The following is a 25,155-nucleotide window of genomic DNA, read 5'->3' as shown; positions in this document are numbered from 1 at the left end:
GCCACGGTACGCGGTACGGGAGCGGTGCGGTGTCCGTCCGCGCGCCCGGGGGCGGGGCCGGCCGGGCGGTCAGCCGCCCAGCGCGTCGTCCAGCCGCGCGGCCAGCTCACGGGCCCTGTCCTGCATTTCCTTGCTGTCCGGGACCGTTCCGATGGCCGTCGGCTGCTCCTCGTACTGGAGGGTGACGACGACGTTGGACGTGCGGAACACCACAGTCACCGTGCGCTGTTCGGCGGTCGAACCGGAGGTGCTCAGCTGGTCGTCCACGTACGCCTCGTCGCCGAGGTCGGTGAGGGTGCGGGGCTGCAGCTCGGCGGAGGCTTCGGCGGAGCCGGACGGCGAGGACGAGGCGGAACCCGAAGCGGCGGTGGACGCCGAGGACTTGGCGGCCGGGTGCTTCGCGGACGGGGACGCGCCGCCGCTCGGGGAGCCCTTCGCGGACGCCGTCGGGGTGGGGGTCGCCGGCGGTGTGGTGACGCCGCTCGGCGCGGGCAGGTCGGCGGCGGCCTGCTTCTCCTGGAACAGCCGCTGCGCCTGGTCGTCGTCGCTGACCGCGTTGTCGTACGACACCACGCGCTCGAAGTCGACGGAGAGCCGGTCGGTGACGTCCGCCGACTCGACCTTCCAGCGGCAGCCCACCTTGCGGTCGGTGTCGAAGGTCAGCGCGGCGTCGCCCTGGTAGGCGCGGTCGCGCTGGATGGGGTCGGTGATCCGCTGGATGCCGGGCAGCAGCGTGTCCAGGGCGTCGTGGCCGACCGCGCCGCAGGGCTCGGGGAGCGTGCGGTACCTGCCGGGCTGCGCGGGGGCGGTGACCGGGCCGGCGTCGCCCGGGTTGGCGTCGTCCGTCGCGCCGTCGTCCCCGGGGCCGCTCGTGCAGCCGGCCAGCAGCGCCACGAGAAGGGCGGCGGTACCGGTCACGTACGCCTTCCGCTGCACGGTCGGGCTCCTCTCGACGGTGTGTGCGCTCGCTGCTCCAGTGTCCCCGCCGGTTATTCGCTTGCCGCGGCGGGGCGCCCCCTGCAGACAATGTGTATCGCACGCACTGCCGCGGACGTCGGCCCCCTGCCCTTTTCGCCGACCTTGCCGCCCCTTTTGCGTTTCGCCGCTTTCAAGCCTTTTATTGCCATTTACCGGGGGAAAGAGGAAGACATGTCGTACGTGGAGATACCGGGTGCGAAGGTGCCGATCCGGATGTGGACGGACCCGGCGACGGTCGAGGACGTGGCCCTGCGCCAGCTCCAGAACGTGGCCACCCTGCCGTGGATCGAGGGCCTGGCCGTGATGCCGGACGTCCACTACGGCAAGGGAGCGACGGTCGGCTCGGTCATCGCGATGCGGGACGCGGTGTGCCCGGCGGCGGTGGGCGTGGACATCGGCTGCGGGATGTCGGCGGTGAAGACCTCCCTGACCGCGAACGACCTGCCCGGCGACCTGTCCCGGCTGCGGTCGCGGATCGAGCAGGCGATTCCGGTGGGGCGGGGGATGCACGACGACCCGGTGGAGCCCCGGGGCTTCCACGGACTGGCCACGGCCGGCTGGGAGGACTTCTGGGAGCGGTTCGACGGGGTCGCCGATGCCGTGAGGTTCCGGCGGGAACGGGCCGTCGCGCAGATGGGGACCCTGGGCGGGGGAAACCACTTCATCGAGGTGTGTGTCGATGAGTCCGGTTCCGTGTGGCTCATGCTCCACTCCGGCTCCCGCAACATCGGCAAGGAACTCGCCGAGCACCACATCGGCGTGGCCCAGAAGCTCCCGCACAACCAGGGCCTGGTCGACCGCGACCTCGCCGTCTTCGTCGCGGACACCCCGCAGATGGCGGCCTACCGCAACGACCTGTTCTGGGCGCAGGAGTACGCCAAGTACAACCGCATGCTGATGATGGCGCTCCTGAAGGACGTGGTCCGCAAGGAGTTCAAGAAGGCCAAGCCGGTCTTCGAGCAGGAGATCTCCTGCCACCACAACTACGTGGCGGAGGAGCGGTACGACGATATGGACCTGCTCGTCACCCGCAAGGGCGCGATCCGGGCCGGCTCCGGCGAGTACGGCATCATCCCCGGCTCGATGGGCACGGGCTCGTACATCGTGCGCGGCCTCGGCAACGAGCTGGCCTTCAACTCGGCCTCGCACGGCGCCGGCCGCCGGATGAGCCGGAACGCGGCCAAGCGGCGCTTCTCCACCAAGGACCTGGAGGACCAGACCCGGGGCGTGGAGTGCCGCAAGGACTCCGGCGTGGTGGACGAGATCCCGGGCGCCTACAAGTCGATCGACCAGGTCATCGGTCAGCAGCAGGACCTGGTGCGGGTGGTGGCCAAACTGAAGCAGGTCGTCTGCGTCAAGGGCTGACGCCGGGACCGGCCCCAAGCGCGTCCAGCCGGCGCAGCAGGCGGGTGCCCTCGCGGGTCATGACCTCCGGGTCGCGCAGGGCGTGGGCCAGCAGCGACATGCCCTGGCAGGCGGAGACCAGGGTGAGGGCGTGGTCGTCGGGGTCCGGGACGCCCCAGGCGCGGAACTGGGCGGCGGTCCAGTCCAGGAGGCGGCGGATCACCGCGCCGGACTCGGCGGCCGGCGCGCCGTCCGCGCGCTTGCCGAGTTCGGCGGCCAGGGTGCCGGTGGGGGAGCCGAGCCGGGCGGCCGTCTCGCGCTCCGCGATCCAGGTCTCGACCAGCGCCCTCAGCCGGTCGTGGGGGGACGGCAGCCGGTCCAGCCCGGCGGTGAGCTCGTCCAGCCGGTCGCGGTGCTCGCCCAGCGCGGCCAGGACCAGCTCGTCCTTGGTCTTGAAGTAGTAGTAGACGTTCCCGACCGGCACGCCGGCCTCGCGGGCGATGTCGGCGAGGGTGGTGCGCTCGACGCCCTGCTCGTGCAGGACGCGGGCCGCCGCCGCCGCGAGCCGTCGGCGCTTCTGGGCCGCCTGCGTCCGCCGGTCAACTGAGTTCGTCATCCGACCGACTATAGGCAGCGGTGTCCCGTGTCCTACCGCGCGTGCCGTACCGCGTAGATCATGACGAACGCGACGAAGTGGATGCCGAAGAGGAAGTAGGCCAGGAAGTACCAGACCTGGCGTTCGTCCTTCGTCTCCTGGGCCAGGCGGCGCTTCTCCAGGGCCTCCGGCGAGGTGTCCGCCGGAGGCGGGCCGGCGGTCATCCCTGTTCCCGGTGCACCTTGGTGTTGGACGCCTGGGCGCGCGGGCGCACCACCAGCAGGTCGATGTTGACGTGGCTGGGGCGGGTCACCGCCCAGGTGATCGTGTCGGCCACGTCGTCGGCGGAGAGGGGCTCGGCGACGCCCTCGTACACCTTGGCCGCCTTGTCCGCGTCGCCGCCGAAGCGGGTCAGCGCGAACTCCTCCGTGCGGACCATGCCGGGCGCGATCTCGATCACCCGGACCGGCCGGCCGACGATCTCCAGGCGGAGCGTCTCGGCGAGCACGTGGGCGCCGTGCTTGGCGGCGACATAGCCGGCGCCGCCCTCGTACGTACCGTGGCCGGCGGTGGAGGAGACGACCACGACCACGCCGTCACCGCTCGCCTCCAGCTTCGGCAGCAGCGCCTGGGTGACGTTCAGCGTGCCGAGCACGTTCGTCTCGTACATCGAGCGCCAGTCCGCGGGGTCGCCGGTGGCCACCGGGTCCGCGCCGAGGGCGCCGCCCGCGTTGTTGACCAGGACGCCGACCGTCTTGAACGCGGAGGCGAACTCGTCCACGGCCGCGCGGTCGGTCACGTCGAGCTGGTAGGCCACCGCCGAGTGCCCGGCCCCGGTCAGTTCCTCGGCGAGGGCCTCGATGCGGTCCTTGCGGCGGGCGGTGAGGACGACGCGGTAACCGGCCGCGGCGAGCTGCCGGGCTGTGGCGGCGCCGATGCCACTGCTCGCGCCGGTGACGACGGCGATGCGGGAGGCGGCGGACGGGGCGGCGGTGGCCATGGCGGCTCCTGTGGCTGCGTCGGTGCGATTCCGTCCAGCGTAAGTGAGGCCTCAGCCGCCGTTCCGGGGTGCCCACATGATGATCGCCATCCCGGCCAGGCAGACCAGCGCGCCGGCGATGTCCCAGCGGTCGGGCCGGTAGCCGTCCGCGACCGCGCCCCACAGGAGGGAGCCCGCCACGAAGATCCCGCCGTACGCGGCGAGGATGCGGCCGAAGTGGGCGTCGGGCTGGAAGGTGGCGACGAAGCCGTACGCGCCGAGCGCGAGCACGCCCCCGGTGATCCACAGCACACCCCGGTGTTCCCGCACGCCCTGCCAGACCAGCCAGGCGCCGCCGATCTCGAACAGCGCGGCGACGGCGAACAGGGCGGCGGAACGGAGGATCGGCATGCGGGCAGCTTCGCACGCGGTGCCGGGCCGGTGCGTGTCACCTGTTGGACGGCGCCTGGCGGGCGGTGCGCGTGGCATACATCCGTACGGCAGTGGAGCCGCGAGCGGAAAGTGGTGAGGGGCGTGCGGATGCGGGCGTGGGTGGTGGGCGGGGTGTGTGCCGGTGCCCTGCTGGTGCCGGGGACCGCGATGGCCGCTCCGGCCGCCGTGGCGTTCCACGGCACGGCGGTGCTGGCGGAGGACCGGACGGAGGTGCTGCTGACCCCGCGGAACGGGGGGTCCGCCGAGGTCGCGGACGCCACGGTCCGGCTGCGCTGGTCGGTGCCGCTGGCCGAGCGGCAGGAGCTGCCCGCCCGCTGCGTCCGCGAGGACGAGCGGACGGTGCTGTGCGCCACCGGTCCGCTGGCCGCGGACACGGCGGGGGAGCGGCTGCGGGTGCCGGTACGGCTGCGGGAGCGGCCGTCGGAGCTGACCCTGGAGGTCGAGACGGCCTGGTCGTCCGACGTCCCGGACCAGGACCGCGCCGGCGACCGCACACAGGTCCTGGTGCTGGCCACGGGGGACGAGTACGCCTTCTGAGCCTTTCCGAGCCTTCCCAGCCTTCTGAGGGGCGGGGCGCCGGACGGGCCGGACCTAGGCGGGGTTCTCCGCGTCATAGCGTTCGCGGGCCGCGCGGACCTCGTCGAAGTGGGTCTCCGCCCAGTCCTTCACGGCGGTGAGCAGTCCGGCGAGGCTCGCGCCGAGCGGGGTGAGCGCGTAGTCGACCCGGACCGGCACGGACGGGGTGACCGTGCGGCTGAGGATGCCGTCGCGCTCCAGCGCGCGCAGGGTCTGGGTGAGCATCTTGGGGCTGACGCCGGCGATCTTGCGACTGAGGTCGCTGTAGCGCAGCGGGCCGGTGGACAGGGCGGAGACGACGAGGCTGACCCACTTGTCGCTGAGCCGGCCGAGGAGCTGGTTGGTGGGGCAGCCGCGCAGGAAGGCGTCGTAGTCGGCGCGGGCCTGTTCGCGGCGCTGGGCGGCGGTCATGGTCGCCATGGGCTCTCCCCGGGGATGGCTACGCACTCTCAGGTAACTGCTTACCCGTGGATAGTAGCTCTCCTACGGTGGGCCGTGCGGTCGCGGTGATTCCGCGAGGACCGCCAAGTGCCCTACGTTCGAGGAGAGTTGTCATGCGTGCTGCGGTGGTGAGGGAGTTCGGCGGGCCCGAGGCCGTACGGATCGCGGAGGTCGCGGTGCCGGAGCCGGGGACGCGGCAGGTACGGATCAAGGTGGCCGCGGCGGCGGTGAACCCGGTGGACGCGGGGGTGCGCGCCGGGGTGTTCGGCGGGGCCGGCAAGACGCTCGGCCTGGGCTGGGACGTGGCCGGCACGGTGGACGCGGTGGGCGAGCCCACCGCCTGGCGGGCCGGTGATCCGGTGGTGGCGCTGGTGCCCGGGCTGGCCGAGCCGCTGGGCGCGCACGCCGAGTACGTCGTGGTGGCCGCGGACGCGGTGGCCGCGGCGCCCGCCTCGGTGGACGCGGTGCATGCCGCGACCCTGCCGCTGAACGGGCTGACCGCGGTGCAGGCCCTGGACCTGCTGGACCTGGCGCCGGGGGCCTCGCTGCTGGTGACCGGTGCGGCGGGGGCGGTCGGCGGGTTCGCGGTGCAGCTGGCGGCGCACCGCGGGATCGAGGTCGTCGGGCACGCCCGCGAGGGCGACGAGGAGGCGGTGCGCGCGCTGGGCGCGGCACGCTTCACGGCCGGCGCGGTGGAGCCGCGGAGCGTCGACGCGGTGCTGGACGCGGCCGTGCTCGGGGCGCCGGCGCTGGAGTCGGTGCGGGACGGGGGCGCGTTCGTCGCGGTCCGGGACGGGGTGCTGCCCCGGGCGGAGCGCGGCGTGCGGACGGAGAACGTGTGGGTGCGGGCCGACGGGGCGCGGCTGGCGGAGCTGGTCCGGCTGGTGGACGAGGGGGTGCTGACCCTGCGGGTGGCGGAGTCCTTCGCCCTGGAGGACGCGGCGAAGGCGCACGCGCGGCTGGCCGGGGGCGGGCTGCGGGGGCGGTTGGTGCTGGTGCCGTAGGGGGGCGGGGCATCCGCTCGCCGGCGGGAGGAATACCCGGGCCCGGGGTACCGTTGCGGGGGTATAGTTGAACGGTCAACCAAATGGAGGCGGTCATGCAGTTCGGGATCTTCAGCGTCGGGGACGTGACCACCGACCCGACCACCGGACGCACCCCGACCGAGGGCGAGCGGATCAAGGCGATGGTCGCCATCGCGCGGAAGGCGGAGGAGGTCGGGCTGGACGTCTTCGCCACCGGTGAGCACCACAACCCGCCGTTCGTGCCGTCGTCCCCGACCACGCTGCTCGGCTACATAGCCGCCCGGACCGAGAAGCTGATCCTGTCCACCTCCACCACCCTGATCACCACCAACGACCCGGTGAAGATCGCGGAGGACTACGCGATGCTCCAGCACCTGGCCGACGGCCGGGTGGACCTGATGATGGGCCGGGGCAACACCGGGCCGGTCTACCCCTGGTTCGGCCAGGACATCCGCGAGGGCATCAACCTCGCCATCGAGAACTACGCCCTGCTGCGCCGGCTGTGGCGGGAGGACGTCGTCGACTGGGAGGGCAAGTTCCGCACCGCGCTGCAGGGCTTCACGTCCACGCCGCGCCCGCTGGACGGGGTCCCGCCGTTCGTCTGGCACGGCTCCATCCGCTCCCCGGAGATCGCCGAGCAGGCCGCGTACTACGGCGACGGCTTCTTCCACAACAACATCTTCTGGCCCGCCGACCACACCAAGCGGATGGTCGAGCTGTACCGGAAGCGGTACGCCCACTACGGCCACGGCACCCCGGAACAGGCGATCGTCGGCCTGGGCGGCCAGGTGTTCATGCGGAAGAACTCGCAGGACGCGGTACGGGAGTTCCGCCCGTACTTCGACAACGCCCCGGTCTACGGCCACGGGCCCTCGCTGGAGGACTTCACCGAGCAGACCCCGCTGACCGTGGGCTCCCCGCAGCAGGTCATCGAGAAGACGCTCGCCTTCCGCGAGTACGCCGGCGACTACCAGCGCCAGCTGTTCCTGATGGACCACGCGGGGCTGCCGCTGAAGACCGTGCTCGAGCAGCTCGACCTGCTCGGCGAGGAGGTCGTGCCCGTGCTGCGCGAGGAGTTCGCCAAGGGGCGCCCGGCGGACGTGCCGGACGCGCCCACCCACCAGTCGCTGACCGCCGCCGCGCGGAAGGAGGCCCTCGTATGAAGCTCGTCGTCGTGTCGGCGGGACTGAGCGTCCCGTCCTCCACCCGGCTGCTGGCCGACCGGCTGGCCGCCGCCGTCCGCCGGCAGGCACCGGTGGACGTCCGGGTGGTCGAGGTGCGCGACCTCGCCGTCGAGATCGCGCACGCCTCCACCAACGGGTTCCCGGGCAAGGACCTCGCCGCCGCGCAGGACGCGGTGGCGGGGGCCGACGGGCTGATCGTGGTCACGCCGGTGTTCAGCGCGTCGTACAGCGGGCTGTTCAAGTCGTTCTTCGACACGCTGGACCGGGACGCGCTGGCGGGCAAGCCGGTGCTGATCGCGGCGACCGGTGGCTCGGCCCGGCACTCGCTGGTGCTGGAGCACGCCCTGCGGCCGCTGTTCGCCCACCTGCGGGCCGTCGTCGTCCCCACCGGGGTGTACGCCGCCTCGGAGGACTGGGGCGCGCAGGGGCTGGCCGAGCGGATCGAGCGGGCGGCGGGGGAACTGGCCGCGCTGATGCCGGTGACGGCGGCCCGGCCGGAGGAGCCCGACATGGTGCCGTTCGCCGACCGGCTGGCGGCGCTGGGGCAGTGAAGTGAGGGGGGAGGGGGGTGAGGGGGACCGGCGGGAGGCGGGACACCGGCCGGCTGGGAGACGGCCGGCTGGGAGACGGCCTACCGGGGTCGGTGGCCGGGGTCGGGTGATTGGTGGCGGGGGTTGGGTGGTGCTGGTTGGGTCGGGTGACTGGTGGCCGGGGCCGGGTGGTGCCGGCCGGGCCCGGTGACTGATGGTTCCGGCGGGTGGCGAGCGGCCTGGGTGGCGGCCGGTCGAGGTGGGCGCCGGGGGCGGCGGTCGGCCGGGAGGGCCGCCCGGGCTCCCCGGGCACGGTTCACGATGAGGGCCGCACGAGCATCCCGGTCACGGTTCACGGTGAGGGCCGCACGAGCATCCCGGTCACGGTCAGGCCCGCCCGGACCCGGGGAGGGGCGCCGCCCGGCCTCCGGGAAGGGCCGTGGGCCTCGGCGAGGGCCCGGTGGATCGGTGTGCAGCCGCCGGCCTCGGTGTGTGGCCGGTGGCTTCCGTGTGCGGGCGGCGGCCTCGGCGTGCGGGCGGCGGCCTCGGTGTGCGGGCCGTGGGCTCGGTGTGCGGGTGTCGGCCTCGGTGTGTGGCCGGTGGCTTCCGTGTGCGGGCGGCCTCGGCGTGCGGGCGGCGGCCCCGGTGTGCGGGCCGTGGGCTCGGTGTCGGCGTGCGGGCCGTGGGCTCGGTGAGAGGGCGGTAAAAAGGGTGGTCGGGGGGCATCGTGCCCGGCCCCGCCGCCGGAGGCCTTGGCAGACTGGGGGCGTGCCCCAGACTGTGCTGCTCGCCGAAGACGACCGTGCCATCCGCCATGCCCTGGAACGTGCCCTCACGCTGGAGGGATACGAGGTCAGGGCGGTCGCCGACGGTGTGGAGGCGCTGGCGCAGGCCCACACGAACCCGCCGGACGTGCTCGTGCTCGACGTGATGATGCCCGGCATCGACGGCCTCCAGGTGTGCCGCGTACTGCGCGCCGAGGGCGACCGCACCCCGATCCTGATGCTCACCGCCCTCGTGGAGACCGCCGACCGCATCGCGGGCCTGGACGCCGGCGCCGACGACTACGTGGTCAAGCCGTTCGACGTCGAGGAGGTCTTCGCGCGGCTGCGCGCCCTGCTGCGCCGCACCAGCCCCGCACCGGCCGCCCCGGTCGCCGCCGGCCCCCCGGAGACCCCGGTGCGGGAGGCGCCGCAGGTCTCCGGCCGGCAACTGGAGGCCGCCGGCCTGCGCATGGACCTCCAGGCCCGCCGGGCCTGGCGGGGCCGGCGCGAGCTGGAGCTGACCCGCACCGAGTTCGAGCTGCTGGAGCTGCTGGTCCGCAACGCGGGCATCGTCCTCGACCACTCCACGATCTACGACCGGATCTGGGGTTACGACTTCGGCCCCGGCTCCAAGAACCTCGCCGTCTACGTCGGCTATCTGCGCCGCAAGCTGGACGAGCCCGGCGCCCCGCAGCTGATCCACACCGTGCGGGGCGTGGGCTACGTGCTGCGGGAGGACTAGATGGGCCGGCGGCTGCCGGAGCGGCCCCGGCCCCGGCTGGTCTCCCTGCGCACCACCTTCGCGGTCTCGTTCGCCGCCGTCACCGCCGCCGTCACGGTCCTCGTCGGCATCCTGTCGTACAACTCCGCCGCCCGGCTCGTCCGCGTGGACCAGCAGTCGGTGTTCACGCAGGTCGTGCAGGACGTCCGGGACGAGGTCCGGCAGCAGTCGATGGGCCCCGAGGACTTCTCCTCCTCCCGCCCCGGGCACGATCTGGTCCGCCCCGCCCGCACCGACGTCCAGGTGCTCGGCGCGTGGGGGCAGATCGTGGACGACGGCAGTCCGGTGCTGCCGGTCACCCCCCGGGACCGTGCGGTGGCCGTGGCCCGGCCGGCCGGGGAGGTCGTCGAGCACAGGGACGTACGGGTCGACGAGGACCTGTTCCGCATCGCCACGGTCTCGCTCGGCGACGGGCGGGGCGCGGTGCAGGTCGCGCAGGAGTTCAGCGACACCGAGGACCTGCTGCGGGCCCTGCAGCAGCGGACGCTGATCCTGATGGCGGCGGTCGTGGTGGCGGCCGGGCTGTTCGGCTGGTGGCTGGCCCGGCGCATCACCCGCCGCCTGGTGGTGCTGACCTCCGCCGCCGAGGACGTGGCCCGCACCCGGCGGCTGGGCATCCAGGTGCCGGTGACCGGGCTGGACGAGGTCGGCCGGCTGGGCCGCGCCTTCGACCGGATGCTGGGACGGCTCGCGCAGTCGGAGGAGGACCAGCGCCGGCTGGTCCAGGACGCCGGGCACGAGCTGCGTACCCCGCTCACCTCCCTGCGCACCAACATCTCGCTGCTGCGGCGCATCGACGAGCTGCCTCCGGACAGCCGGGAGGAACTGGTCGCCGACCTCTCCCAGGAGGCCCGGGAGCTGACAGACCTGGTCAATGAGCTGGTCGACCTCGCCGCCGGGCAGTCCGACGCCGAGCCGCCCCAGCGGGTGGACGTCGCCGACCTCGCCGAGGACGTCGTCGGGCTGGCCCGGCGCCGTACCGGGCGGGACGTCGTGCTGCGGGCGAGCGGTGAGACTACGGCGCACGGGCGGCCCGGGATGCTCCAGCGGGCCGTCTCCAACCTGGTCGAGAACGCGGCCAAGTTCGACCGGGGCGGCACCGCGCCGATCGAGGTGAGCGTCACCGGCCCGGCCCGGCCGGGCACGGTCCGGGTGGAGGTGCTGGACCGGGGGCCCGGGATCGCCGACGGCGACCTGGTGCGCATCTTCGACCGCTTCTACCGTGCCGCCGACGCCCGCTCCCTGCCCGGATCGGGCCTCGGCCTGTCCATCGTGCGCGAGGTCGCCCTGGCCCACGGCGGGGCGCCGTTCGCCTACCGGCGCGAGGGCGGCGGCTCGGTCATCGGCTTCACGGTGGGCGGCGGCCCGGTGGGGGACGGCAGGGACGGCGGCTGAGGGGGGTGCCCGCGAGGGCGTCGGCCGGGCGCGGTGGCTGAGTACGGGTACCTGCCCCGACCGGGTAGCCGTACCCATCCCCGGCCGGCCGGGCCGTCGTAGCGTCGCCGTATGCCCGACATGATCACACCGGCCGGAACCGGCGACCTGACCAGCGGCGATACCGGCACCGGCACCGCGCGGGGGCCGGTCGTCGGCTGCCTGGGCTGTGGCGGGCTGGTCCTCGTCCTCGTCCTCGCCCTGGTCGTCGTGCTCGCCCGGAACGCCGGGGGCGGGACGGACCTGCCCCGGGTCGCGCCCGGGGACCGGGCGGACCGCGCATTCGGGTACTCCCAGGAGGCCTACGACGTCATGCGCTTCACCCGCGTCCTGCCGCCGGGCACCGACGGGACCGGCACCGGCGCGCGGAACGTGTTCGGCGCGGAGTACTGCCGCGACGGCGGACTGCTCGGCATGGAGGACAGGACGGTCGACGGCGCCTACCGGCTGTACCACGAGTGGGCGCTGGACCACGTCTCCGCGGGCACGGCCGTCCCCGGCCTGCGCCGGCTGCACCGGCGGCTGGCGGACGAGGGCTGGAAGGTCACGTCGTACACCGAGGGCGGCAGGGGCAAGGACTGGACGCTGTACGTCCAGCGGGACCACCGGGCCGAGTGGATGACCTTCACCTGGGATCCGGAGCGGGGGTACTTCACGGGCGGCGCGGGCGTGCCCTGCGCCTACGACCCCGCCTGGACGCACAGCGACAGCGGCACGTACGACAGCGGCACGTACGACAGCGGCACGTACGACCCGGACACCGCCGCCCAGGCCGTGACACCGCCCGTGCTCGGGCCGGGGGGCCGGTGAGCGTCAGGCGCCGTCGGCCGCCTCCGCGTCGCGCCGCCGGGCCGCCGTCAGCAGCCAGGCCAGATTGCCCACCGCGGCCCCGGCGGCCACCGCGGCGGCGATCACCCCGCCGGTCGCCAGGCCGTCGCTGAACAGGTGCGGGCGCCGGTCCAGGCTGTGCAGCCCGAAGCCGCACAGCTCGTACACGCCGACGGCGGCGATGACCAGGCTCACGACCAGCACGGCCACCGTCGGCGCGAGACTGTGCGCGCAGACCTCCGTGCCGGGCTCCGTATCGGTCGTGTCCTGCATGCGTCCCCCGGTCGGACGGCCGTGTGAACGGCCCGGTAGTCGTAGGCGGTTGGGAACCTACAATACGGAGGGCCGGTAGGGTCGGCGCCGTGCGGATCTACGTGAGCGTGGACATGGAAGGCGTCACCGGGCTCGTCGACGCGGACGACGTCCAGCCGGGCGGGCGGGACTACGAGCGGGGCCGGGCCGAGATGGCCGAGGACGTGAACGCCGCCGTACGGGGCGCGCTGTCCGCCGGGGCCACCGACATCCTGGTCAACGACGCCCACGGCCCGATGCGCAACCTCCTCCCCGAGGCCCTGCACCCGGCGGCCCGCCTGGTGCGCGGCAGACCCAAGCAGCTCGGCATGCTGGAGGGGCTGACCGGGGACCACGACGCCGTGCTGTGCGTCGGCTACCACTCCCGGGCCGGTGTGCCGGGCGTGCTCAGCCACAGCTTCATGGGGCACGAGATCGAGGACATGTGGCTGGACGGCCGCCCGGTCGGCGAGATCGGCCTCGCCCACGCCACGGCGGCGGCCCTCGGGGTGCCCGTCGTGGCCCTCACGGGGGACGACGCGGCGTGCGCGGAGATGACGGAGTGGGACGCCTCGGTCGTCACCGTCCCGGTGAAGTACGCCCGCGACCGGTTCGCGGCCGAGCTGCGTCCGCAGGCGCAGGCGCGCGCGGCGATCGAGACGACGGTGGCCGCCGCGCTGACCCAGGCCCCGCGCCGCCCCGTCCCGGGCGCGGCCGAGGCCACCCTCGCCGTCCGCTGGCAGTCCGCCTCGGTCGCCGCGACCCTGCTCGGCATCCCCGGAGTGACGGCCGAGGACTCCCGGACGGTACGGGCGACCGGCCCGCTGCCCGCGCTGTACCGGCAGTTCGGGGTGTGGATGCGGGTCGCGTCCTCGCTCACCAACCAGCCGCCGTACTGCTGAGGGCGCATCCGGCCGGCGTGCCGGGGAACGACGCCGCCCTGCCGCACGCGGCCGGGGGGCCGGGCGTGGCACGGGCGGCGCGGGTGGCGGGCCTCGGCGGGTCCGCCGAAGGGGCAGGCCCGCCGAAGGGGCAGGGCCGCCGAAGGGGCAGGCCCGCCGAAGGGGTAGGCCCGCCGAAGGGGCAGGGCCGCCCGTCACCGGCCGCGGGCCTTGCGCAGGAAGAGGACGCTGCCGAGGGTGCCGGCGAGGGCGAGGGCCGCGTTCAGCGCGATCGCGGTCTTCAGCCCGCCCAGGACTGCCAGGGTCCCCGTACCGGTCATGGCGGCGGTGGCGACGGCGCTCATCACCGGCGTGCCCATGGTGATGCCGATCTGCTGGGTCATCGTCGCGAGCCCCGTGGCCAGCCCCTGTTCGTCGTCGGCGAGACCGGACGTGGCGGTCACCATGAACCCGACGATCACCAGCATGTTGCCCACCCCGCCCGCGAAGGTCGCGCCCAGCAGCAGCCACAGCGAGGACGGTCCGGTGCCGAGCCCGAGCAGGGCCGCCGTGAACACCGCCTGAACCAGGCCGCCGACCAGCAGCGTCCGGGTCGCGCCGGACCGGCCGATCAGCCGCGGGGCGAGCGTGCCGCCCACGACGGTCCCCGCGCCCAGCACGCCGAACGACAGCCCGGCCGCCAGCGGGGAGAAGCCCAGCACCTCCTGGAGGTAGAGGGTCAGCAGGAACACCAGGGACGTCTCGGTGAGGAACGCGACCAGTCCGGCGAGGTTGCCCCACGCCACCGACCGCCGGCCCAGCACCCGGGGTGGCACCAGCGGCGCGGACATCCGGCGTTCCACGGCCGCGAACGCCCCGAGCAGCACCGCCCCGGCCGCGAGCGGCAGCAGCGTGGCCGGCGCGCCCCAGCCGTGCTCACCGGCCTGGGTCAGCCCGAGGATGACCGCCAGCAGACCGAGGGTGACCGTGACGGCACCGGGTACGTCCAGCTTCGGACGCTCGGCGGGCCGGGACTCGGCGATGACGGCGGGCGCGACGAGGAGCACGGCGAGGGCCACGGGTACGTTGATGAAGAAGGCCCAGCGCCAGGACAGCAGGTCGGTCAGCAGGCCGCCGAGGATCGCGCCCGTGGTGAAACCGGCCGACATCAGCGCCCCGTTGAGCCCGAGCGCCTTCTCCCGCAGCGGGCCCTCCGGGAAGGACGTGGTCAGCAGGGACAGCCCGGCCGGGGTGACCGCCGCGGTGGCCAGCCCCTGGAACACCCGGGCCGCGAGCAGCACCTCCGGGCTCTGCGCGAGCCCGCCGGCCAGCGAGGCCGCGCCGAGGACGACGAGTCCGCCGAGGAACAGCCGGCGCCGGCCGAAGAGATCGGCGACCCGCCCGAACAGCAGGGTGAACCCGGCCGCGCACAGGGCGAACGCCGTGCCGATCCACTGGAGACGGTCGAGGGAGAAGCCGAGGCCCGCGCCGATCACCGGCAGGGCCACGTTCAGGATGGAGAAGTCCACGGCCAGCATGAACTGGGCCGCGAGCAGCAGCACCAGCACCAGGCGCAGCCGCGGGGTCAGCACGGCGGGCGCGGCATCGGCCGGCCGTGTCACGGTGACGGACATGACGGGGGTCCCTTCTGTACGGCGGAGACGGGTCGCAGGGTGTACGGCCTGTACGGCGGAGACGGTCGCAAGGCGTACGGCCTGTACGGCGGAGACGGGTCGCAGGGCGTACGGCGAACTCGTCGGGCTCGCATCGGAGTCGCCGTGCAGAAGACTCGTCCGCCGCGGCCGGCCCAGCCAGCACCGCCGTGGGACCGGTCGCCGCGAGGGTGGTCATGGCGTGACCACCCTCGGGCATCCCGTTCGCGCCGCCGGGCGGGCAGGATGGGCGACGACCGCCGTATCCGCAGCAGGCGCATGCCGCACACCCCGGAGGCAGCCATGGACGCGTCGTCCGAGCTGGGAGAGTTCCTGAAGTCACGCCGGGCCGCGCTGCGGCCGGAGGACGTCGGGATCGCGACCGCGCCGGCCCGCCGCCGGGTCGCCGGGCTGCGCCGCGAGGAACTGGCCCTGCTCGCGGGCGTCAGCATCACCCACTACACCCGCCTGGAACAGGGCCGCGCGGCCGGTGTCTCCGACTCCGTGCTGGACGCCCTCGCCCGTACCCTGCGGCTCACCGAGGACGAGACCGCCCACCTCAAGGACCTGGCCCGCCCCGCAGCCCCGCGCCGTCCGGCCGCGCCCCGCGCCGAGCACGCGTCCCCCTCGGCCCGCCGGCTGCTCGCCGCCATGACGGAGGTGCCCGCGCTCCTGCTGGACCGGCGGGGCGATGTCCTGGCCTGGAACCGGCTCGGGCACGCCCTGCTCGCCCCCCACCTGCCGTGGGAGGCCCCGGAGACCCCCGGCGGCCGGCCCAACCTGGTCCGGATGCTGTTCCTGGACGAGGAGTACCGGGCGAGGTACGCCGACGGGAAGGAGGAGGCCCACCTCGCGGTCGCCTCCCTGCGCCTGGTCGCCGGCCGGCATCCCGACGACCGCGCGCTGGCCCAGCTGATCGGCCGGCTGTCCATCCAGAGCGAGGAGTTCACCGCCCTGTGGGCCCGGCATCCGGTACGCACCTGTGTCTCCGGCACCAAGTCCCTGCGCCATCCGGCGGTCGGCACCCTGGAGCTGGGCTTCGAGAACCTGTGCCTGCCGGGCACCGCGGGACAGCGCCTGATCACCTACACCGCCGAGCCCGGCTCCCCGTCCGACGCGGCCCTGCGCCTGCTGGCCGCCACGGCGGCACCGGCCGCGCGGGAGGACCTGCCCGCGCTGGACGCGCGCTGACCCGGCGGGAGACCGTTCCGCGTAGCGGGCGCGGAGCCGTCGGGCACCGGCGGGGGACCGGTCCGTGAACCGGGCGCGGAACCGCCCGGGCCGCCCCCGAGCCGGATCCGGGCCGCCCCCGAGCCGGACCCGGGCCGAACCGTCAGGGCCGGGGCCCCGCCCCGAGGACGTCGAGCATGGCGCGGGTCGCCGGGCTCGGCGGGAAGCGGCTCCAGGCCAGGTACTCCACGCGGTGCGGCCCGTCGGCCACCGGGACCAGCGCCAGCGAGGGATCGGCGGCGGCCAGCGGCCGGACGAACGCCGAGGGCAGCAGCGCGACGCCGAGCCCGCGCGCGATCAGCCCGGTGATCAGCTCCACCACCCCGGCCTCGTAGGCGACCTCGCGGGCCAGGCCCGCCGCGGCGAACGCCTGGTCCGACTGGGCCCGGGCGGGCGTCCCGGCGACGAAGTCCACGAACGTCTCCCCGGCGATGTCCCGCAGCGTGACCCGCTCCGCCCCGGCCAGCCGGTGCCCGGCCGCCACGACCAGCACATGCTCGTCCTGGTCCAGCACCAGGCTCTCCACCCCCGTGGGCCGCTCGCCCTCCGGCAGTCCGAGGAAGGCGATATCCAGCTCGCCGCGGCGGATCGCCGCCGCCAGTTCGTCGCTGCGCCCGGAGCGCAGCAGCACCCGGACCTCCGGGTGCCGGGCGCGATAGCGCTGCAGGACCTCCGGGACGTCCACGGCGGCGGTGGTCACGATCACCCCGACGGCGAGCCGGCCGCGCACCACGCCGGTCGCGGCGGCGGCGTCGGCCACCGCGCGGTCGGCGGCGGCCAGCGCCTCGCGCGCCCGGGCGACGAACGCCTCGCCCGCGCCCGTGGGTTCGACCCGGCGACTGGAGCGGGCGAACAGCCGCACCCCCAGCTCCCGCTCCAGGCCGGCGATCCGGTGGCTGAGCGAGGACTGCGTCACGAAACACCGCTCGGCGGCACGGGTGAAGTTACGGGTCTCGGCGACGGCGACGGCGTACCGCATCTGCTGGAGGTCCACCCGACCATGGTTTCCGTGCATGGCTGCGATGGCAACCATGGCTTGGACGCATGACGGGCCACCGGCCGAGACTCCTCACATGTCCTCGTCCGCCCACCGGCCGGCCACCGTCCTGCTGACCGCCCTCGCCCCCGCCTCCTGGGGCACCACCTACATCGTCACCACCGAACTCCTGCCGCCCGGGCACCCGTTGTCCGCCGGCCTCATGCGCGCCCTGCCCGCCGGGCTGGCCGGCCTGGCGCTCACCCGGGTGCTGCCGCGCGGCGACTGGTGGTGGAAGGCCGCCGTCCTCGGCCTCCTCAACATCGGCGGCATGCCCCTGCTGTTCGTGGCGGCCGAACGGCTCCCCGGCGGCGTCGCCGCCACCCTCGGCGCCGCCCAGCCGCTGCTGGTCGCCGGGCTGGCCGCCCTCGTCCTGCGCGACCGGCCGACGCCCTGGCGGCTGGCCTGGGGCGTGCTCGGCGTGGCCGGCGTCGGACTCGTGGTCCTCGGCCCCGCCGCCCGGCTGGACGCCGTGGGCCTGCTCGCCGGCCTCGGCCACACGGCGACCATGGCGGGCGGGGTCGTCCTGACCAAGCGCTGGGGCCGTCCGGCGGGAGCCGGGCCGCTGACCCTGGCCGGCTGGCAGCTCACGGTCGGCGGGCTGCTCCTGCTCCCGCTGACCCTGGCCGTCGAAGGCGTGCCGCAGCGGATCGACGCCGGCGCGGCCGGCGGCTACCTGTGGCTGGGCAGCATGGGCGGCCTGATCGCGTACACGCTGTGGTTCCGCGGCATAGCCACCCTCCCGGTCGGCGTCACCGCGCCCCTGGTCCTGCTGTCCCCCCTGGTCGCCACGGTCATCGGCACGACGCGGGGAGAGTCCCTGAGCCCGCTCCAGGCGTTCGGCTTCGCCCTGGCCCTGACGGCACTGCTCGCCGCCCAACTGAACCCGCCCCACCGCAGAAGGAGCACACTCCCGATGAGCCCAGTCATGACGATCGCGGTCCTCGGCGCCACCGGAATGGTCGGCAGCCGGATCACCGCCGAGGCCGCCGCCCGCGGCCACCGGGTCCTGGCCCTCGCCCGCAAGCCGGTGGGCGAGCACCCGTCCGTGACCCCGGTCCCGCTGGACGCGGCCGACCCGGACGCCGTACGCCGGACGCTCACCGACTCCGGCGCGCACGCGGTGGTACTGACCCTGCGGACGTACCCGCCGGACGAGGACTTCCTGGTCGGCACGGTCCGGACGGTCCTGGACACCACCGCCGGCCTCGGCATCCGCGTCCTGGTCGTCGGCGGCGCCGGTGCCCTGCGCACCCCCGGCACCCCCGGCCTCCTGCTGGCCGACAACCCGGCCTACGTGCCCGAGGAGCTACGCCCGGTCGCCGCGGCCGGAGTGGCCCAGCTGCGCGCCTGCCGCGCCCACGCCCACCCCGGCTGGAGCTACCTCAGCCCCCCGGCCCTCCTCGAACCCGGCCTCCGCACCGGCCGCTACCGCCGCGGCACGGACACCCTGCTCACCGCGCCCGACGGCCGCTCCTGGATCAGTGCGGAGGACCTGGCTGCGGCGGCCGTGGACGAACTGGAACAGCCGGGCGGAGAACGGCACTTCACGGTCGTACAGGCCTGACGGAAATGATCACGCCGGCCGCGCGGGGGACGTAGGCTCGGGGGCGCGCGGCCGGCCGCGGGCGCGCCGGGCCGGTGCCCGAGAGTCGGCGAAGGGAGCGTCCCGCCGTGACGCGTGCGCACGAGGAAGAAGTCCTGGCCCGGATCGCCAAGGGGCTGGTCTACACCGAGTCGGAGGCCGCCTTCCAGGCCCCCCGGCGGCGTACCGAGCAGATCTTCGCGTACAACCACACCCCGCCGGCCGAGACGGAACGGCGCCGCGCGCTCCTCGTCGAGATCTTCGGGTCGGTCGGCGAACGCACGGTGCTGCTGCCGCCGTTCCACGCCGGGTTCGGCAGCAACGTGCACATCGGCGACGACTTCTTCGGGAACGTGAACCTCACGTTCGTCGACGACGTGGACATCCGCATAGGCGACGGCGTGATGATCGCGCCCAGCGTGACGCTGACGACGACGGGCCACCCGGTGCATCCCGACCGCCGCGCCGACTTCGGCCGCTTCTCCGAGCCGATCGTCATCGAGGACAAGGTCTGGATCGGCAGCAACGCGGTCGTCCTCCCCGGCGTCCGCATCGGCTACGGCTCGGTCATCGGCGCCGGCAGCGTCGTCAGCCGCGACATCCCCCCGATGACGGTGGCCGTCGGCACCCCGTGCCGCCCGCTCCGCGCGATCACGGAGGAGGACCTCAGGACGCGTACGGCCGGGGAGTAGCCCGGGACGAGGGACGAAGGCGAGACGGCTCTACCGCTCCGCGTAGCGCAGGAACTGCCAGCCCAGAACGGCCAGGGCGGGTATCTGGGCGAGGGAGATGACCAGTAGGAAGGGCTGGACGGTGGAGGAGCACCAGAAAGCCGTCACGCAGATCACCGGCACGGCCACGTACGTGAAGAGGTCCACGGCGAGCTGCAGTCGCTTGCGTGTCGTTCGGGTCGCATCGTCGCGGTGGTAGGTCTCCCAGCCGAACACCGAGCCGTGAGCGCCGCTGAGCTCGGCCAGCCGTGGTCCCAGCCGGTCGCGGATGTAGCAGCCGACCGCCGAGATCTTCTCGTCATTGACCAGGTACGTCCAGCCCAGGACCAGGCAGACCGCGGGGACGGCGAGCAGCAGTTGCGCCTGACTGCTCTGGACGGTGATCGTCAGCACCGCAGTGACCGCGGCGAGCGTGAAGTAGAGCAGGTTGTCACGGAAACCTATCCGGGTCTTCTGCTCTTCCTTGATGCGGTCGTACTCGGCCAGCAGCAGTCTGCCCTCGGTGACGTCTTCCATGGCGGTCACGGCCATTCCTGATCTCGGATTCCGACTGGAGTGAGGAGCGGGGCGGAGAACCGGCGCACCGGACCCCGCCCGCTCCGGAGGCCCGGGAAGGTCAGCCGACAGCGTGGAAGAAGGGCAGGTTCTTGGGGTTGTTCCGGTCGATCCACCCCTTTCCATCCGCCGCGATTCCTTCCAGGAGGCGGAAGGTGTGGACGAAACCAGCCGCATCGAGGTGGATGTCGGTGAGTTCCTGGGCATTCTCGCCCGGCACGAGCTGATCGGCGTCGGCGTCCTTGACGCGGATGTTCCTGGCCGGCCCGTTGGTGAGATAGAGCTCCAGGTCGTAACCGGTCTCGGTGCGTTCCGTGACCTGCACGGAGGACAACGCGTCGAACCGGTAATTGCTCCGCTGCCGGTTCCCGCGCCGCGCGTTGGTGAAATCGAATTCCGCGGCGACTTCGCGTACGCCGTCCTGTGTGACCAGGAACAGCCGGAAGGTGTAGCGCGAGTACCGCCAGGGGCCACCCTTCACGCGTCCTCGCCTGTAGGGGCGCGCCGGGGTCAGCAGGATGGTGTGGGTGATCAGATCGCGCCAGGTGAGCTGGTAGTGGCGGAGCGCTTCGTCGATGAACAGAGTCTTGTCGCAGGCGAGCCAGGTCTCCATTTCCAGCTCACTGGGCCGCGTCGCGTCCAGGTACGACTTCCATTTCTGGTACGCCGCCTGCCGCGTGGCGAGCTGCTCCTGGTATTCCCGGGTCTCCTCGGCCAGACGGCGCTCCTCGCCGCCGGCCTCCAGCCACGAGGACGCGGCCGCGCGTCCGGACCAGACCGCGCCGGCCAGAGCCAGGACGGCCAGCATCAGCTGCGATCCGCCGCCGCCCGAGGCCACTGTTCCGAGCAGGCCCAGCGACATGAAACCGAGGACGACGAGGGCGACCACGCACAACGCCTTGGCCCCCGCGGACGTCTGGTTCAGGCGGCGCTGATCGAACAGAGTGCCTTTGCTGTACCGGTCCCGGGCGTCCTCGGCGAGATGGCGGATCAGCCAGTCGACGCGGTCCACGCTGATCCGGCTTTCGCGGTAGAGGACCGCGACCTCGGCGGCGAGACTGTCGCGGATGTGGGTGGTGTGACCCAGCCATTCCTGCGGGATGAGTCCGTACGGCACGCGGACGCTGAAGTAGTGGTCGAACGACTGGCGGACGCGGTTGGTGAACCCGTCCCCGCTGGAGGCGGGATCGCGCAGGTTCGGGATCTGGAGCCAACGGCTCTTGATCTTCAGGTGATGTTCCTGGTACCACCACCGGCGACCGAAGTGAGCCGCGGTCAGGCCCATGGCGAGCGCCACCAGCAACTCGACGGCTGCCGAAGCCGGATCCGCGACCAGGGCCAGCACCGCGAGGCCCGCCGTGACGACGGCGAACAGGCCGGCTCGGACGGGGAGAGCCGCCCGGGCGGCGGCAGCGGTGCTCGGACGGGGCGGCAGGGCCCGCGGTCCGATGGGGTCGGGTTCGAAATAGGCCCAGACCCGTTGCTTCCGTTGGTGGTCCAGTCGCTCGGTCTCGGCCCACATGCGGCGCTCGGCCCACAGGCCGTCCTTCAGCCCCCCGGTGAGCACCAGGTCGAAATGGTGGACGATCTTGTCACGCAGGCCGGGAGACAAGGCTCGCAGCCGCTCCAGCACGCGTTCCGTCTCGCCGTCCGGGGTGCCGCGCATCGCCAGCACGTCGAAAGCGACACGAAGAGCGTTCTTCCACTCACCCTCGGCACAGGCGCGTACGGCCTCGGAGGCGCGCTGCACCTGCTGGCGTTCTTCGGTGCTGAGGTCGTGATAGGCGCGCGTACTGAGCATCGCCAGCACCCAGTGGAAACGGACCTCCGCGTTGTCGTACTTCTGGGCGATCGCCTGCCTGATCAGGTCGCGTGCACGGCTGGGGATGCCGTCCTCGAGGAACCGCACGCCGAGCTTGTACTTCTCCTCGGGTGTCGCGTCCTGATGGCCGATGGAGATGTGGGGGTTGTGCACGACCCCGGCTTGGATTCCGATGGTGGAGTCGTATGCCGAGTTGTGCGTGACACCGCTGTCGTCGTTCATGACAGGCCACCCGCCGCGACGACCAGAGGTGCCAGCCTGGCCACCAGCTCGGGGGAGTCCGCGATCAGACCGCGTAACCTCTTGAGCGCGATGGTCGCCCTCTTGGCCGACTCGGGAGCGTTCTCCCGGGCCGCGTGGCGGGCGAGGCCCAGCTCGACCAGTGCCTCCCGGTAGGTGTCGCCGTCGAGGGCGCCCTCCGTGTGGTGACGGCTCAGCATTCCCTGGAAAGCGTCGAGTTCGGTGGCCAGGTCGGTCGTCGCATCGGTCACCTTCGGGGCCGCGTCCAAGTGGACGCTGCTTCCCCTGACCGAGCCGGCCATGATGCCGACGGTGCTGTTGTAGGCGGTGTTGCGGACGTGATCCTCGAGCCTGTCTTCCGAACGGGCCCTGTCTTCCCCGGACATCGCGGTCCTCTCCTGTTCCCTCATCAGCTCGACGGCCAGCCGTGTGGCGAATGCCGCCGCGTTCGCTGCGGCTCGTGGTTGCCAGTTACGGTCCTTCGCGCTGGTCTTCGTGCCGTCGGCTCGGTCGCTGATGCCCCGGATGATGGCCACGGGAGCCCCGTTGAGATGGCCGGCCTGCGCCACACCGGCGGCCTCCATCTCGATGGCGAGCGCGTCGTTGTAGTGCTGCCGGATCCACCGTGCCTCGGCGGAGATCGTCGAGTTCTGTACGATCTCGCCGGCGGCGATCGCGCCGAAGCGCACCTGCGGCGCGCGTCCGGCCGTGTCATCGGCCCAGTCGTTCACGCGGGCCAGATGCGAGCCAAGCTGGCTGATACCGTGCGCCGTCTCCCACACCCGGGGGCGGCTCTTGAGCCCGTCGTCCTCGCTGGTGCCGCCGTGGTAGGCGTACACGTGGGTCGCCATCACCACATCGCCCAGCCGGGCGGTGTCCCACAGCGCACCGGCGACTCCGACGAACAGCACGGCCACCGGCGAGAACTCCTGGACCGCGCGCTCGGCGATCACCGCGGCGGAATGATTCCCTTTGTTCGTCAGACCGAGCGCGACGCGGCATGAAGTGTCCCGCACGGTCCCCACCTCGAACAGCGTCCCACGCTTGTGCCGGTGCACTTGTGCACCAGACAGTTTCCGGCGCACGGCCTGGTATTCGAGATTGAGGGCGGTGAGAATCACCACCAGGTCTTTCGGCATCTATTCTCCTTCCTCTCCCGTGCTTTCGTCCGTTGTGGACGGCACAGGGCGGGTCAGCGGCGGGATCAGCACCTTCTTCGGTCCGGCCCGGTAGAGCCGAGCGGGCCGTCCTCCCGTGCTCCTGCGGCCCGAGCCGGCGGGGATGATGAATCCCTCAACGGCCTGGACTTTCCGGTAGAAATTACGGGTGTCGAGTTCGGCGCCCCAAACCGCCTCGTACACCTGCTGCAACTCGGCTATGGTGAAGAGTTCTGCGCAGAAAGCCGTGGCCAGCGCGGTGGATTCGAGCTTGGTGCGCGCACGCTCGATTCCGTCCGCCACGATCCTGTGGTGATCGAAAGCCAGTTCCACCTCGCCGGACAGAACGGCTTCCGCAGGAACCCACGCCGCATCCGCGGCATCCGTCCCCGCGACCGGTTCGGGTAGCCCCGGCGCGATCGCCAAGTGCGCCACGGAAACGACCCGCCCCCGTGGATCACGTCCGGCGCCCCCGTAAGTGGCCAGTTGTTCAAGGTGCACCCAGCCGGCAGTCAGATCGGTTTCCTCGCGCAACTCGCGGTGGGCGGCGTCGAGGATCTCCTCACCGGCGTGATTCAGGAAACCGCCGGGCAGGGCGAGCATGCCCTGGAAGGGGGCTTCGCCTCGCTCCACGAGCAGGACGCACAAGCGCCCCTCACGCAGCGTCAGGATCACGAGATCAACCGTCAGCAGCACGGGTGTAGGTGACCATGCGTCATCTTGCATAGCCGTCACGGTACTTCGCTTTCTGTCATTTTGACAAGAAGCGGGGCAGGGGGCCGCTGTCGTTCTGTGGCGAAGCCGTTCGCAGAGGTCGAGCTGCCGTCCGCTCGGCAGCCGGGCGGGTAGCGGCGTCGCCATGGGCTGTGGGCTGTGGGCTGGGGCGTGGCGGCAGCCTGACGCCTAGTGTCAGGGCGTCCGCCGGACGGGCGACCACCCGCTGATCATTTACCTCCGGCCGGAGCGCGCGGAACTGCTGCGCCGCCCTGGCGAAGCGAGGCGGACCCACCTGGTTCAGTGGTGCTGGACCGGCGTGCGCGGTGCCTGGGGCCGGCAGACGAGGGCGCCTCTTGCGCCAGTGCTCCACGATCTCCGCGGGGAGCCAGCGGACCTGGGCATGTCTGTGCGGTTCGCGGATCGCCGGCTGACCGCGGCACGGCGAGGGCGGGGTCCGGGGACCCCGCCCGTCATCAGGAACCCTCAGCGCACGGCCGCACCAGGCAATGAGTAGGTCTCACGGCTCAACGCCGTTTCCCGGGCTCAAGGCGCTCTCCGGGTACCTCGGCCACTCGGGGCCGGGCTTCATGCTCCGGACGTACACGCACCTGCTGCCGTCCAGCGAGAGCGGGACCCGAGAGCCCCGCCCGAACCCACCGAAACCCAGCTCACGGCCACACCAAGCAATAAGGCTGATGCCCCGCCTCATGCAGCCGTACCGAGAAGTCCTGCCACTCGTGCAGCAGCTGGTACACGTTGAACGCGTCGCGGGGGCCGCCGCGGTCCGGGACCGTGGACCAGATGAAGGCCGCCGCGCCGACCGTCTCCTCGCCGATGCCGCGGAGGGGGTCGACGACCGTCGTGGGGAGTTTGACGACGGCGTAGTCGGGGTGCAGGACGACCAGTTCGAGGGGCGGCACCTTGTGCAGGGGCACGCCCTGGATGCCGGTCAGGACCATCGCGGCCATCGTCTCCGGCTTGATCTTCGTGAACATGCCGTTCATACCCAGCTCGTCGCCGCCGAGCTCCTCGGGGCGCATCGAGATCGGGACGCGGGCCGCGGTCGCTCCGTCCGGCGCGCCGAAGTACTTGTACGTCACCCCCACCCGGCCACCATTCCTGCTCCCCGCCCGCAGAGGCTGCCGGTCGTACCGCTCGGGCTCACCCGGTCCACCCTGTGTCCGACGTGTCTCGGTCGTTTCCTCCGCGTCGCGCCGGTGCCTTCCCCGCCGGGCACGTCGAGGACCCAGGTCATCAGTCCCCTCGCCCAGTCCGCCACCGCGATGCATATCTCCACCCGACTGCTTTTCTAGGACGCGTGGCCCCCGCCGCGCAACCCGATCATC

General features: G+C 73.0%; 26 protein-coding genes and 2 pseudogenes. 14 read left to right on the top strand and 14 right to left on the bottom strand.

The features are described from left to right. Positions 1-69: 69 nt before the first annotated feature. On the bottom strand, positions 70-936 hold the full coding sequence (locus tag AB0E62_RS24880; protein WP_362197799.1) for a DUF3558 domain-containing protein: 867 nt from the start codon (positions 934-936) through the stop codon (positions 70-72). Between the two features lie 213 nt (positions 937-1,149). Here AB0E62_RS24880 and AB0E62_RS24875 point away from each other — a divergent pair, with 213 nt between their 5' ends. Further along, positions 1,150-2,343 (top strand): RtcB family protein, encoded by a 1,194-nt coding sequence (locus tag AB0E62_RS24875; protein ID WP_362197796.1) that lies wholly within the window; start codon positions 1,150-1,152, stop codon positions 2,341-2,343. On the opposite strand, the gene AB0E62_RS24870 is transcribed toward AB0E62_RS24875, so the two are convergent. Genes AB0E62_RS24870 through AB0E62_RS24855 form a run of 4 tightly spaced genes read right to left on the bottom strand, consistent with a single transcriptional unit; the run spans position 2,333 to position 4,307 of the window. After that, positions 2,333-2,938, bottom strand: a complete 606-nt coding sequence (locus tag AB0E62_RS24870) for a TetR/AcrR family transcriptional regulator (RefSeq protein ID WP_362197793.1) — start codon at positions 2,936-2,938, stop codon at positions 2,333-2,335. The two genes, AB0E62_RS24875 and AB0E62_RS24870, sit on opposite strands and share 11 nt — an antisense overlap. A 32-nt stretch (positions 2,939-2,970) precedes the next feature. Next, positions 2,971-3,141 (bottom strand): hypothetical protein, encoded by a 171-nt coding sequence (locus tag AB0E62_RS24865; RefSeq protein WP_362197790.1) that lies wholly within the window; start codon positions 3,139-3,141, stop codon positions 2,971-2,973. Beyond that, positions 3,138-3,917, bottom strand: a complete 780-nt coding sequence (locus AB0E62_RS24860) for an SDR family NAD(P)-dependent oxidoreductase (RefSeq protein ID WP_362197787.1) — start codon at positions 3,915-3,917, stop codon at positions 3,138-3,140. The genes AB0E62_RS24865 and AB0E62_RS24860 overlap by 4 nt, the downstream gene beginning before the upstream one ends. A gap of 51 nt (positions 3,918-3,968) precedes the next feature. Beyond that, entirely contained in the window at positions 3,969-4,307 is a 339-nt protein-coding gene (locus AB0E62_RS24855; protein ID WP_362197784.1) for a YnfA family protein, read from the bottom strand. Between the two features lie 129 nt (positions 4,308-4,436). Here AB0E62_RS24855 and AB0E62_RS24850 point away from each other — a divergent pair, with 129 nt between their 5' ends. Then, complete coding sequence (locus AB0E62_RS24850; protein WP_362197921.1) at positions 4,437-4,886, top strand: hypothetical protein; 450 nt, start codon at positions 4,437-4,439, stop codon at positions 4,884-4,886. Between the two features lie 54 nt (positions 4,887-4,940). Here AB0E62_RS24850 and AB0E62_RS24845 read toward each other — a convergent pair whose 3' ends face one another. Further along, positions 4,941-5,345, bottom strand: coding sequence for a helix-turn-helix domain-containing protein (locus AB0E62_RS24845; RefSeq protein ID WP_362197781.1), 405 nt, complete (start codon positions 5,343-5,345; stop codon positions 4,941-4,943). A gap of 134 nt (positions 5,346-5,479) precedes the next feature. Between AB0E62_RS24845 and AB0E62_RS24840 the strand changes: the two genes are divergently transcribed. The 6 genes from AB0E62_RS24840 to AB0E62_RS24815 all read left to right on the top strand — a co-directional run bounded on the left by AB0E62_RS24840 (position 5,480) and on the right by AB0E62_RS24815 (position 11,894). Continuing rightward, positions 5,480-6,370, top strand: a complete 891-nt coding sequence (locus AB0E62_RS24840) for an NADP-dependent oxidoreductase (RefSeq protein ID WP_362197778.1) — start codon at positions 5,480-5,482, stop codon at positions 6,368-6,370. Between the two features lie 95 nt (positions 6,371-6,465). Further along, entirely contained in the window at positions 6,466-7,554 is a 1,089-nt protein-coding gene (locus tag AB0E62_RS24835) for an LLM class flavin-dependent oxidoreductase (RefSeq protein ID WP_362197775.1), read from the top strand. Next, positions 7,551-8,126 carry a CE1759 family FMN reductase gene (locus AB0E62_RS24830; protein WP_362197772.1) on the top strand — a complete coding sequence of 192 codons (576 nt, stop codon included), beginning with the start codon at positions 7,551-7,553 and terminating at the stop codon, positions 8,124-8,126. Before AB0E62_RS24835 ends, AB0E62_RS24830 begins: the two co-directional genes overlap by 4 nt. 759 nt (positions 8,127-8,885) lie before the next feature. Then, positions 8,886-9,611 (top strand): response regulator transcription factor, encoded by a 726-nt coding sequence (locus tag AB0E62_RS24825; protein WP_362197918.1) that lies wholly within the window; start codon positions 8,886-8,888, stop codon positions 9,609-9,611. After that, the gene (locus tag AB0E62_RS24820) at positions 9,612-11,045 is read left to right on the top strand and encodes a HAMP domain-containing sensor histidine kinase (RefSeq protein WP_362197769.1); all 1,434 of its coding nucleotides are present in this window, start codon (positions 9,612-9,614) and stop codon (positions 11,043-11,045) included. Between the two features lie 111 nt (positions 11,046-11,156). Beyond that, positions 11,157-11,894 (top strand): hypothetical protein, encoded by a 738-nt coding sequence (locus AB0E62_RS24815; protein WP_362197766.1) that lies wholly within the window; start codon positions 11,157-11,159, stop codon positions 11,892-11,894. 3 nt (positions 11,895-11,897) lie between these two features. On the opposite strand, the gene AB0E62_RS24810 is transcribed toward AB0E62_RS24815, so the two are convergent. Continuing rightward, positions 11,898-12,185 (bottom strand): hypothetical protein, encoded by a 288-nt coding sequence (locus AB0E62_RS24810; RefSeq protein ID WP_362197763.1) that lies wholly within the window; start codon positions 12,183-12,185, stop codon positions 11,898-11,900. 89 nt (positions 12,186-12,274) lie between these two features. Between AB0E62_RS24810 and AB0E62_RS24805 the strand changes: the two genes are divergently transcribed. Next, positions 12,275-13,105 (top strand): M55 family metallopeptidase, encoded by an 831-nt coding sequence (locus tag AB0E62_RS24805; protein ID WP_362197760.1) that lies wholly within the window; start codon positions 12,275-12,277, stop codon positions 13,103-13,105. Between the two features lie 194 nt (positions 13,106-13,299). Here the strand turns inward: AB0E62_RS24805 and AB0E62_RS24800 are convergent, their stop codons facing one another. Continuing rightward, entirely contained in the window at positions 13,300-14,718 is a 1,419-nt protein-coding gene (locus AB0E62_RS24800; RefSeq protein WP_362197757.1) for an MFS transporter, read from the bottom strand. 321 nt (positions 14,719-15,039) lie between these two features. Between AB0E62_RS24800 and AB0E62_RS24795 the strand changes: the two genes are divergently transcribed. Continuing rightward, positions 15,040-15,927 (top strand): helix-turn-helix transcriptional regulator, encoded by an 888-nt coding sequence (locus tag AB0E62_RS24795; protein ID WP_362197754.1) that lies wholly within the window; start codon positions 15,040-15,042, stop codon positions 15,925-15,927. A 142-nt stretch (positions 15,928-16,069) separates the two neighbouring features. Here AB0E62_RS24795 and AB0E62_RS24790 read toward each other — a convergent pair whose 3' ends face one another. Then, positions 16,070-16,960 carry a LysR family transcriptional regulator gene (locus AB0E62_RS24790; protein WP_362197915.1) on the bottom strand — a complete coding sequence of 297 codons (891 nt, stop codon included), beginning with the start codon at positions 16,958-16,960 and terminating at the stop codon, positions 16,070-16,072. Positions 16,961-17,039: 79 nt separating this feature from the next. On the opposite strand from AB0E62_RS24790, the pseudogene AB0E62_RS24785 reads away from it, so the two are divergent. The 3 genes and pseudogenes from AB0E62_RS24785 to AB0E62_RS24775 form a co-directional block, all read left to right on the top strand. Further along, positions 17,040-17,894: pseudogene (locus AB0E62_RS24785) on the top strand (EamA family transporter); the annotation flags it as partial. Positions 17,895-17,918: 24 nt separating this feature from the next. Then, positions 17,919-18,569, top strand: a complete 651-nt coding sequence (locus AB0E62_RS24780; protein WP_362197912.1) for an NAD(P)H-binding protein — start codon at positions 17,919-17,921, stop codon at positions 18,567-18,569. A 107-nt stretch (positions 18,570-18,676) separates the two neighbouring features. Beyond that, positions 18,677-19,279, top strand: a complete 603-nt coding sequence (locus AB0E62_RS24775) for a sugar O-acetyltransferase (RefSeq protein WP_362197751.1) — start codon at positions 18,677-18,679, stop codon at positions 19,277-19,279. A gap of 30 nt (positions 19,280-19,309) precedes the next feature. On the opposite strand, the gene AB0E62_RS24770 is transcribed toward AB0E62_RS24775, so the two are convergent. The 4 genes from AB0E62_RS24770 to AB0E62_RS24755 all read right to left on the bottom strand — a co-directional run bounded on the left by AB0E62_RS24770 (position 19,310) and on the right by AB0E62_RS24755 (position 23,818). Next, the gene (locus AB0E62_RS24770; RefSeq protein WP_362197748.1) at positions 19,310-19,849 is read right to left on the bottom strand and encodes a hypothetical protein; all 540 of its coding nucleotides are present in this window, start codon (positions 19,847-19,849) and stop codon (positions 19,310-19,312) included. A gap of 85 nt (positions 19,850-19,934) precedes the next feature. Then, the gene (locus AB0E62_RS24765) at positions 19,935-21,917 is read right to left on the bottom strand and encodes a hypothetical protein (RefSeq protein WP_362197745.1); all 1,983 of its coding nucleotides are present in this window, start codon (positions 21,915-21,917) and stop codon (positions 19,935-19,937) included. Next, the gene (locus AB0E62_RS24760) at positions 21,914-23,074 is read right to left on the bottom strand and encodes a 5'-methylthioadenosine/S-adenosylhomocysteine nucleosidase (RefSeq protein WP_362197742.1); all 1,161 of its coding nucleotides are present in this window, start codon (positions 23,072-23,074) and stop codon (positions 21,914-21,916) included. The genes AB0E62_RS24765 and AB0E62_RS24760 overlap by 4 nt, the downstream gene beginning before the upstream one ends. Beyond that, positions 23,075-23,818 carry an NUDIX domain-containing protein gene (locus tag AB0E62_RS24755; protein WP_362197739.1) on the bottom strand — a complete coding sequence of 248 codons (744 nt, stop codon included), beginning with the start codon at positions 23,816-23,818 and terminating at the stop codon, positions 23,075-23,077. 533 nt (positions 23,819-24,351) lie between these two features. Here AB0E62_RS24755 and AB0E62_RS24750 point away from each other — a divergent pair. Further along, positions 24,352-24,450, top strand: a pseudogene (locus AB0E62_RS24750) (integrase); the annotation flags it as partial. Between the two features lie 27 nt (positions 24,451-24,477). Here the strand turns inward: AB0E62_RS24750 and AB0E62_RS24745 are convergent. Next, positions 24,478-25,098 carry a hypothetical protein gene (locus AB0E62_RS24745; RefSeq protein ID WP_362197736.1) on the bottom strand — a complete coding sequence of 207 codons (621 nt, stop codon included), beginning with the start codon at positions 25,096-25,098 and terminating at the stop codon, positions 24,478-24,480. Positions 25,099-25,155: the final 57 nt, after the last annotated feature.

The organism is Streptomyces sp. NPDC038707 (assembly GCF_040636485.1).
In the GTDB taxonomy this organism is placed as follows: Bacteria; Actinomycetota; Actinomycetes; order Streptomycetales; family Streptomycetaceae; genus Streptomyces.
Note: the sequence above shows the minus strand (reverse complement) of the source record. Positions and strands in the feature narration are given on the sequence as shown.

Bases quoted from the DNA above. Each gene is read 5' to 3' on its own strand.
- AB0E62_RS24875 (WP_362197796.1), top strand. From the start codon at position 1,150: ATGTCGTACGTGGAGATACCGGGTGCGAAGGTGCCGATCCGGATGTGG.
- AB0E62_RS24870 (WP_362197793.1), bottom strand. From the start codon at position 2,938: ATGACGAACTCAGTTGACCGGCGGACGCAGGCGGCCCAGAAGCGCCGA.
- AB0E62_RS24865 (WP_362197790.1), bottom strand. From the start codon at position 3,141: ATGACCGCCGGCCCGCCTCCGGCGGACACCTCGCCGGAGGCCCTGGAG.
- AB0E62_RS24860 (WP_362197787.1), bottom strand. From the start codon at position 3,917: ATGGCCACCGCCGCCCCGTCCGCCGCCTCCCGCATCGCCGTCGTCACC.
- AB0E62_RS24855 (WP_362197784.1), bottom strand. From the start codon at position 4,307: ATGCCGATCCTCCGTTCCGCCGCCCTGTTCGCCGTCGCCGCGCTGTTC.
- AB0E62_RS24850 (WP_362197921.1), top strand. From the start codon at position 4,437: ATGCGGGCGTGGGTGGTGGGCGGGGTGTGTGCCGGTGCCCTGCTGGTG.
- AB0E62_RS24845 (WP_362197781.1), bottom strand. From the start codon at position 5,345: ATGGCGACCATGACCGCCGCCCAGCGCCGCGAACAGGCCCGCGCCGAC.
- AB0E62_RS24840 (WP_362197778.1), top strand. From the start codon at position 5,480: ATGCGTGCTGCGGTGGTGAGGGAGTTCGGCGGGCCCGAGGCCGTACGG.
- AB0E62_RS24835 (WP_362197775.1), top strand. From the start codon at position 6,466: ATGCAGTTCGGGATCTTCAGCGTCGGGGACGTGACCACCGACCCGACC.
- AB0E62_RS24830 (WP_362197772.1), top strand. From the start codon at position 7,551: ATGAAGCTCGTCGTCGTGTCGGCGGGACTGAGCGTCCCGTCCTCCACC.
- AB0E62_RS24820 (WP_362197769.1), top strand. From the start codon at position 9,612: ATGGGCCGGCGGCTGCCGGAGCGGCCCCGGCCCCGGCTGGTCTCCCTG.
- AB0E62_RS24815 (WP_362197766.1), top strand. From the start codon at position 11,157: ATGCCCGACATGATCACACCGGCCGGAACCGGCGACCTGACCAGCGGC.
- AB0E62_RS24810 (WP_362197763.1), bottom strand. From the start codon at position 12,185: ATGCAGGACACGACCGATACGGAGCCCGGCACGGAGGTCTGCGCGCAC.
- AB0E62_RS24800 (WP_362197757.1), bottom strand. From the start codon at position 14,718: ATGTCCGTCACCGTGACACGGCCGGCCGATGCCGCGCCCGCCGTGCTG.
- AB0E62_RS24795 (WP_362197754.1), top strand. From the start codon at position 15,040: ATGGACGCGTCGTCCGAGCTGGGAGAGTTCCTGAAGTCACGCCGGGCC.
- AB0E62_RS24780 (WP_362197912.1), top strand. From the start codon at position 17,919: ATGAGCCCAGTCATGACGATCGCGGTCCTCGGCGCCACCGGAATGGTC.
- AB0E62_RS24770 (WP_362197748.1), bottom strand. From the start codon at position 19,849: ATGGCCGTGACCGCCATGGAAGACGTCACCGAGGGCAGACTGCTGCTG.
- AB0E62_RS24765 (WP_362197745.1), bottom strand. From the start codon at position 21,917: ATGAACGACGACAGCGGTGTCACGCACAACTCGGCATACGACTCCACC.
- AB0E62_RS24760 (WP_362197742.1), bottom strand. From the start codon at position 23,074: ATGCCGAAAGACCTGGTGGTGATTCTCACCGCCCTCAATCTCGAATAC.
- AB0E62_RS24755 (WP_362197739.1), bottom strand. From the start codon at position 23,818: ATGCAAGATGACGCATGGTCACCTACACCCGTGCTGCTGACGGTTGAT.
- AB0E62_RS24745 (WP_362197736.1), bottom strand. From the start codon at position 25,098: ATGCATCGCGGTGGCGGACTGGGCGAGGGGACTGATGACCTGGGTCCT.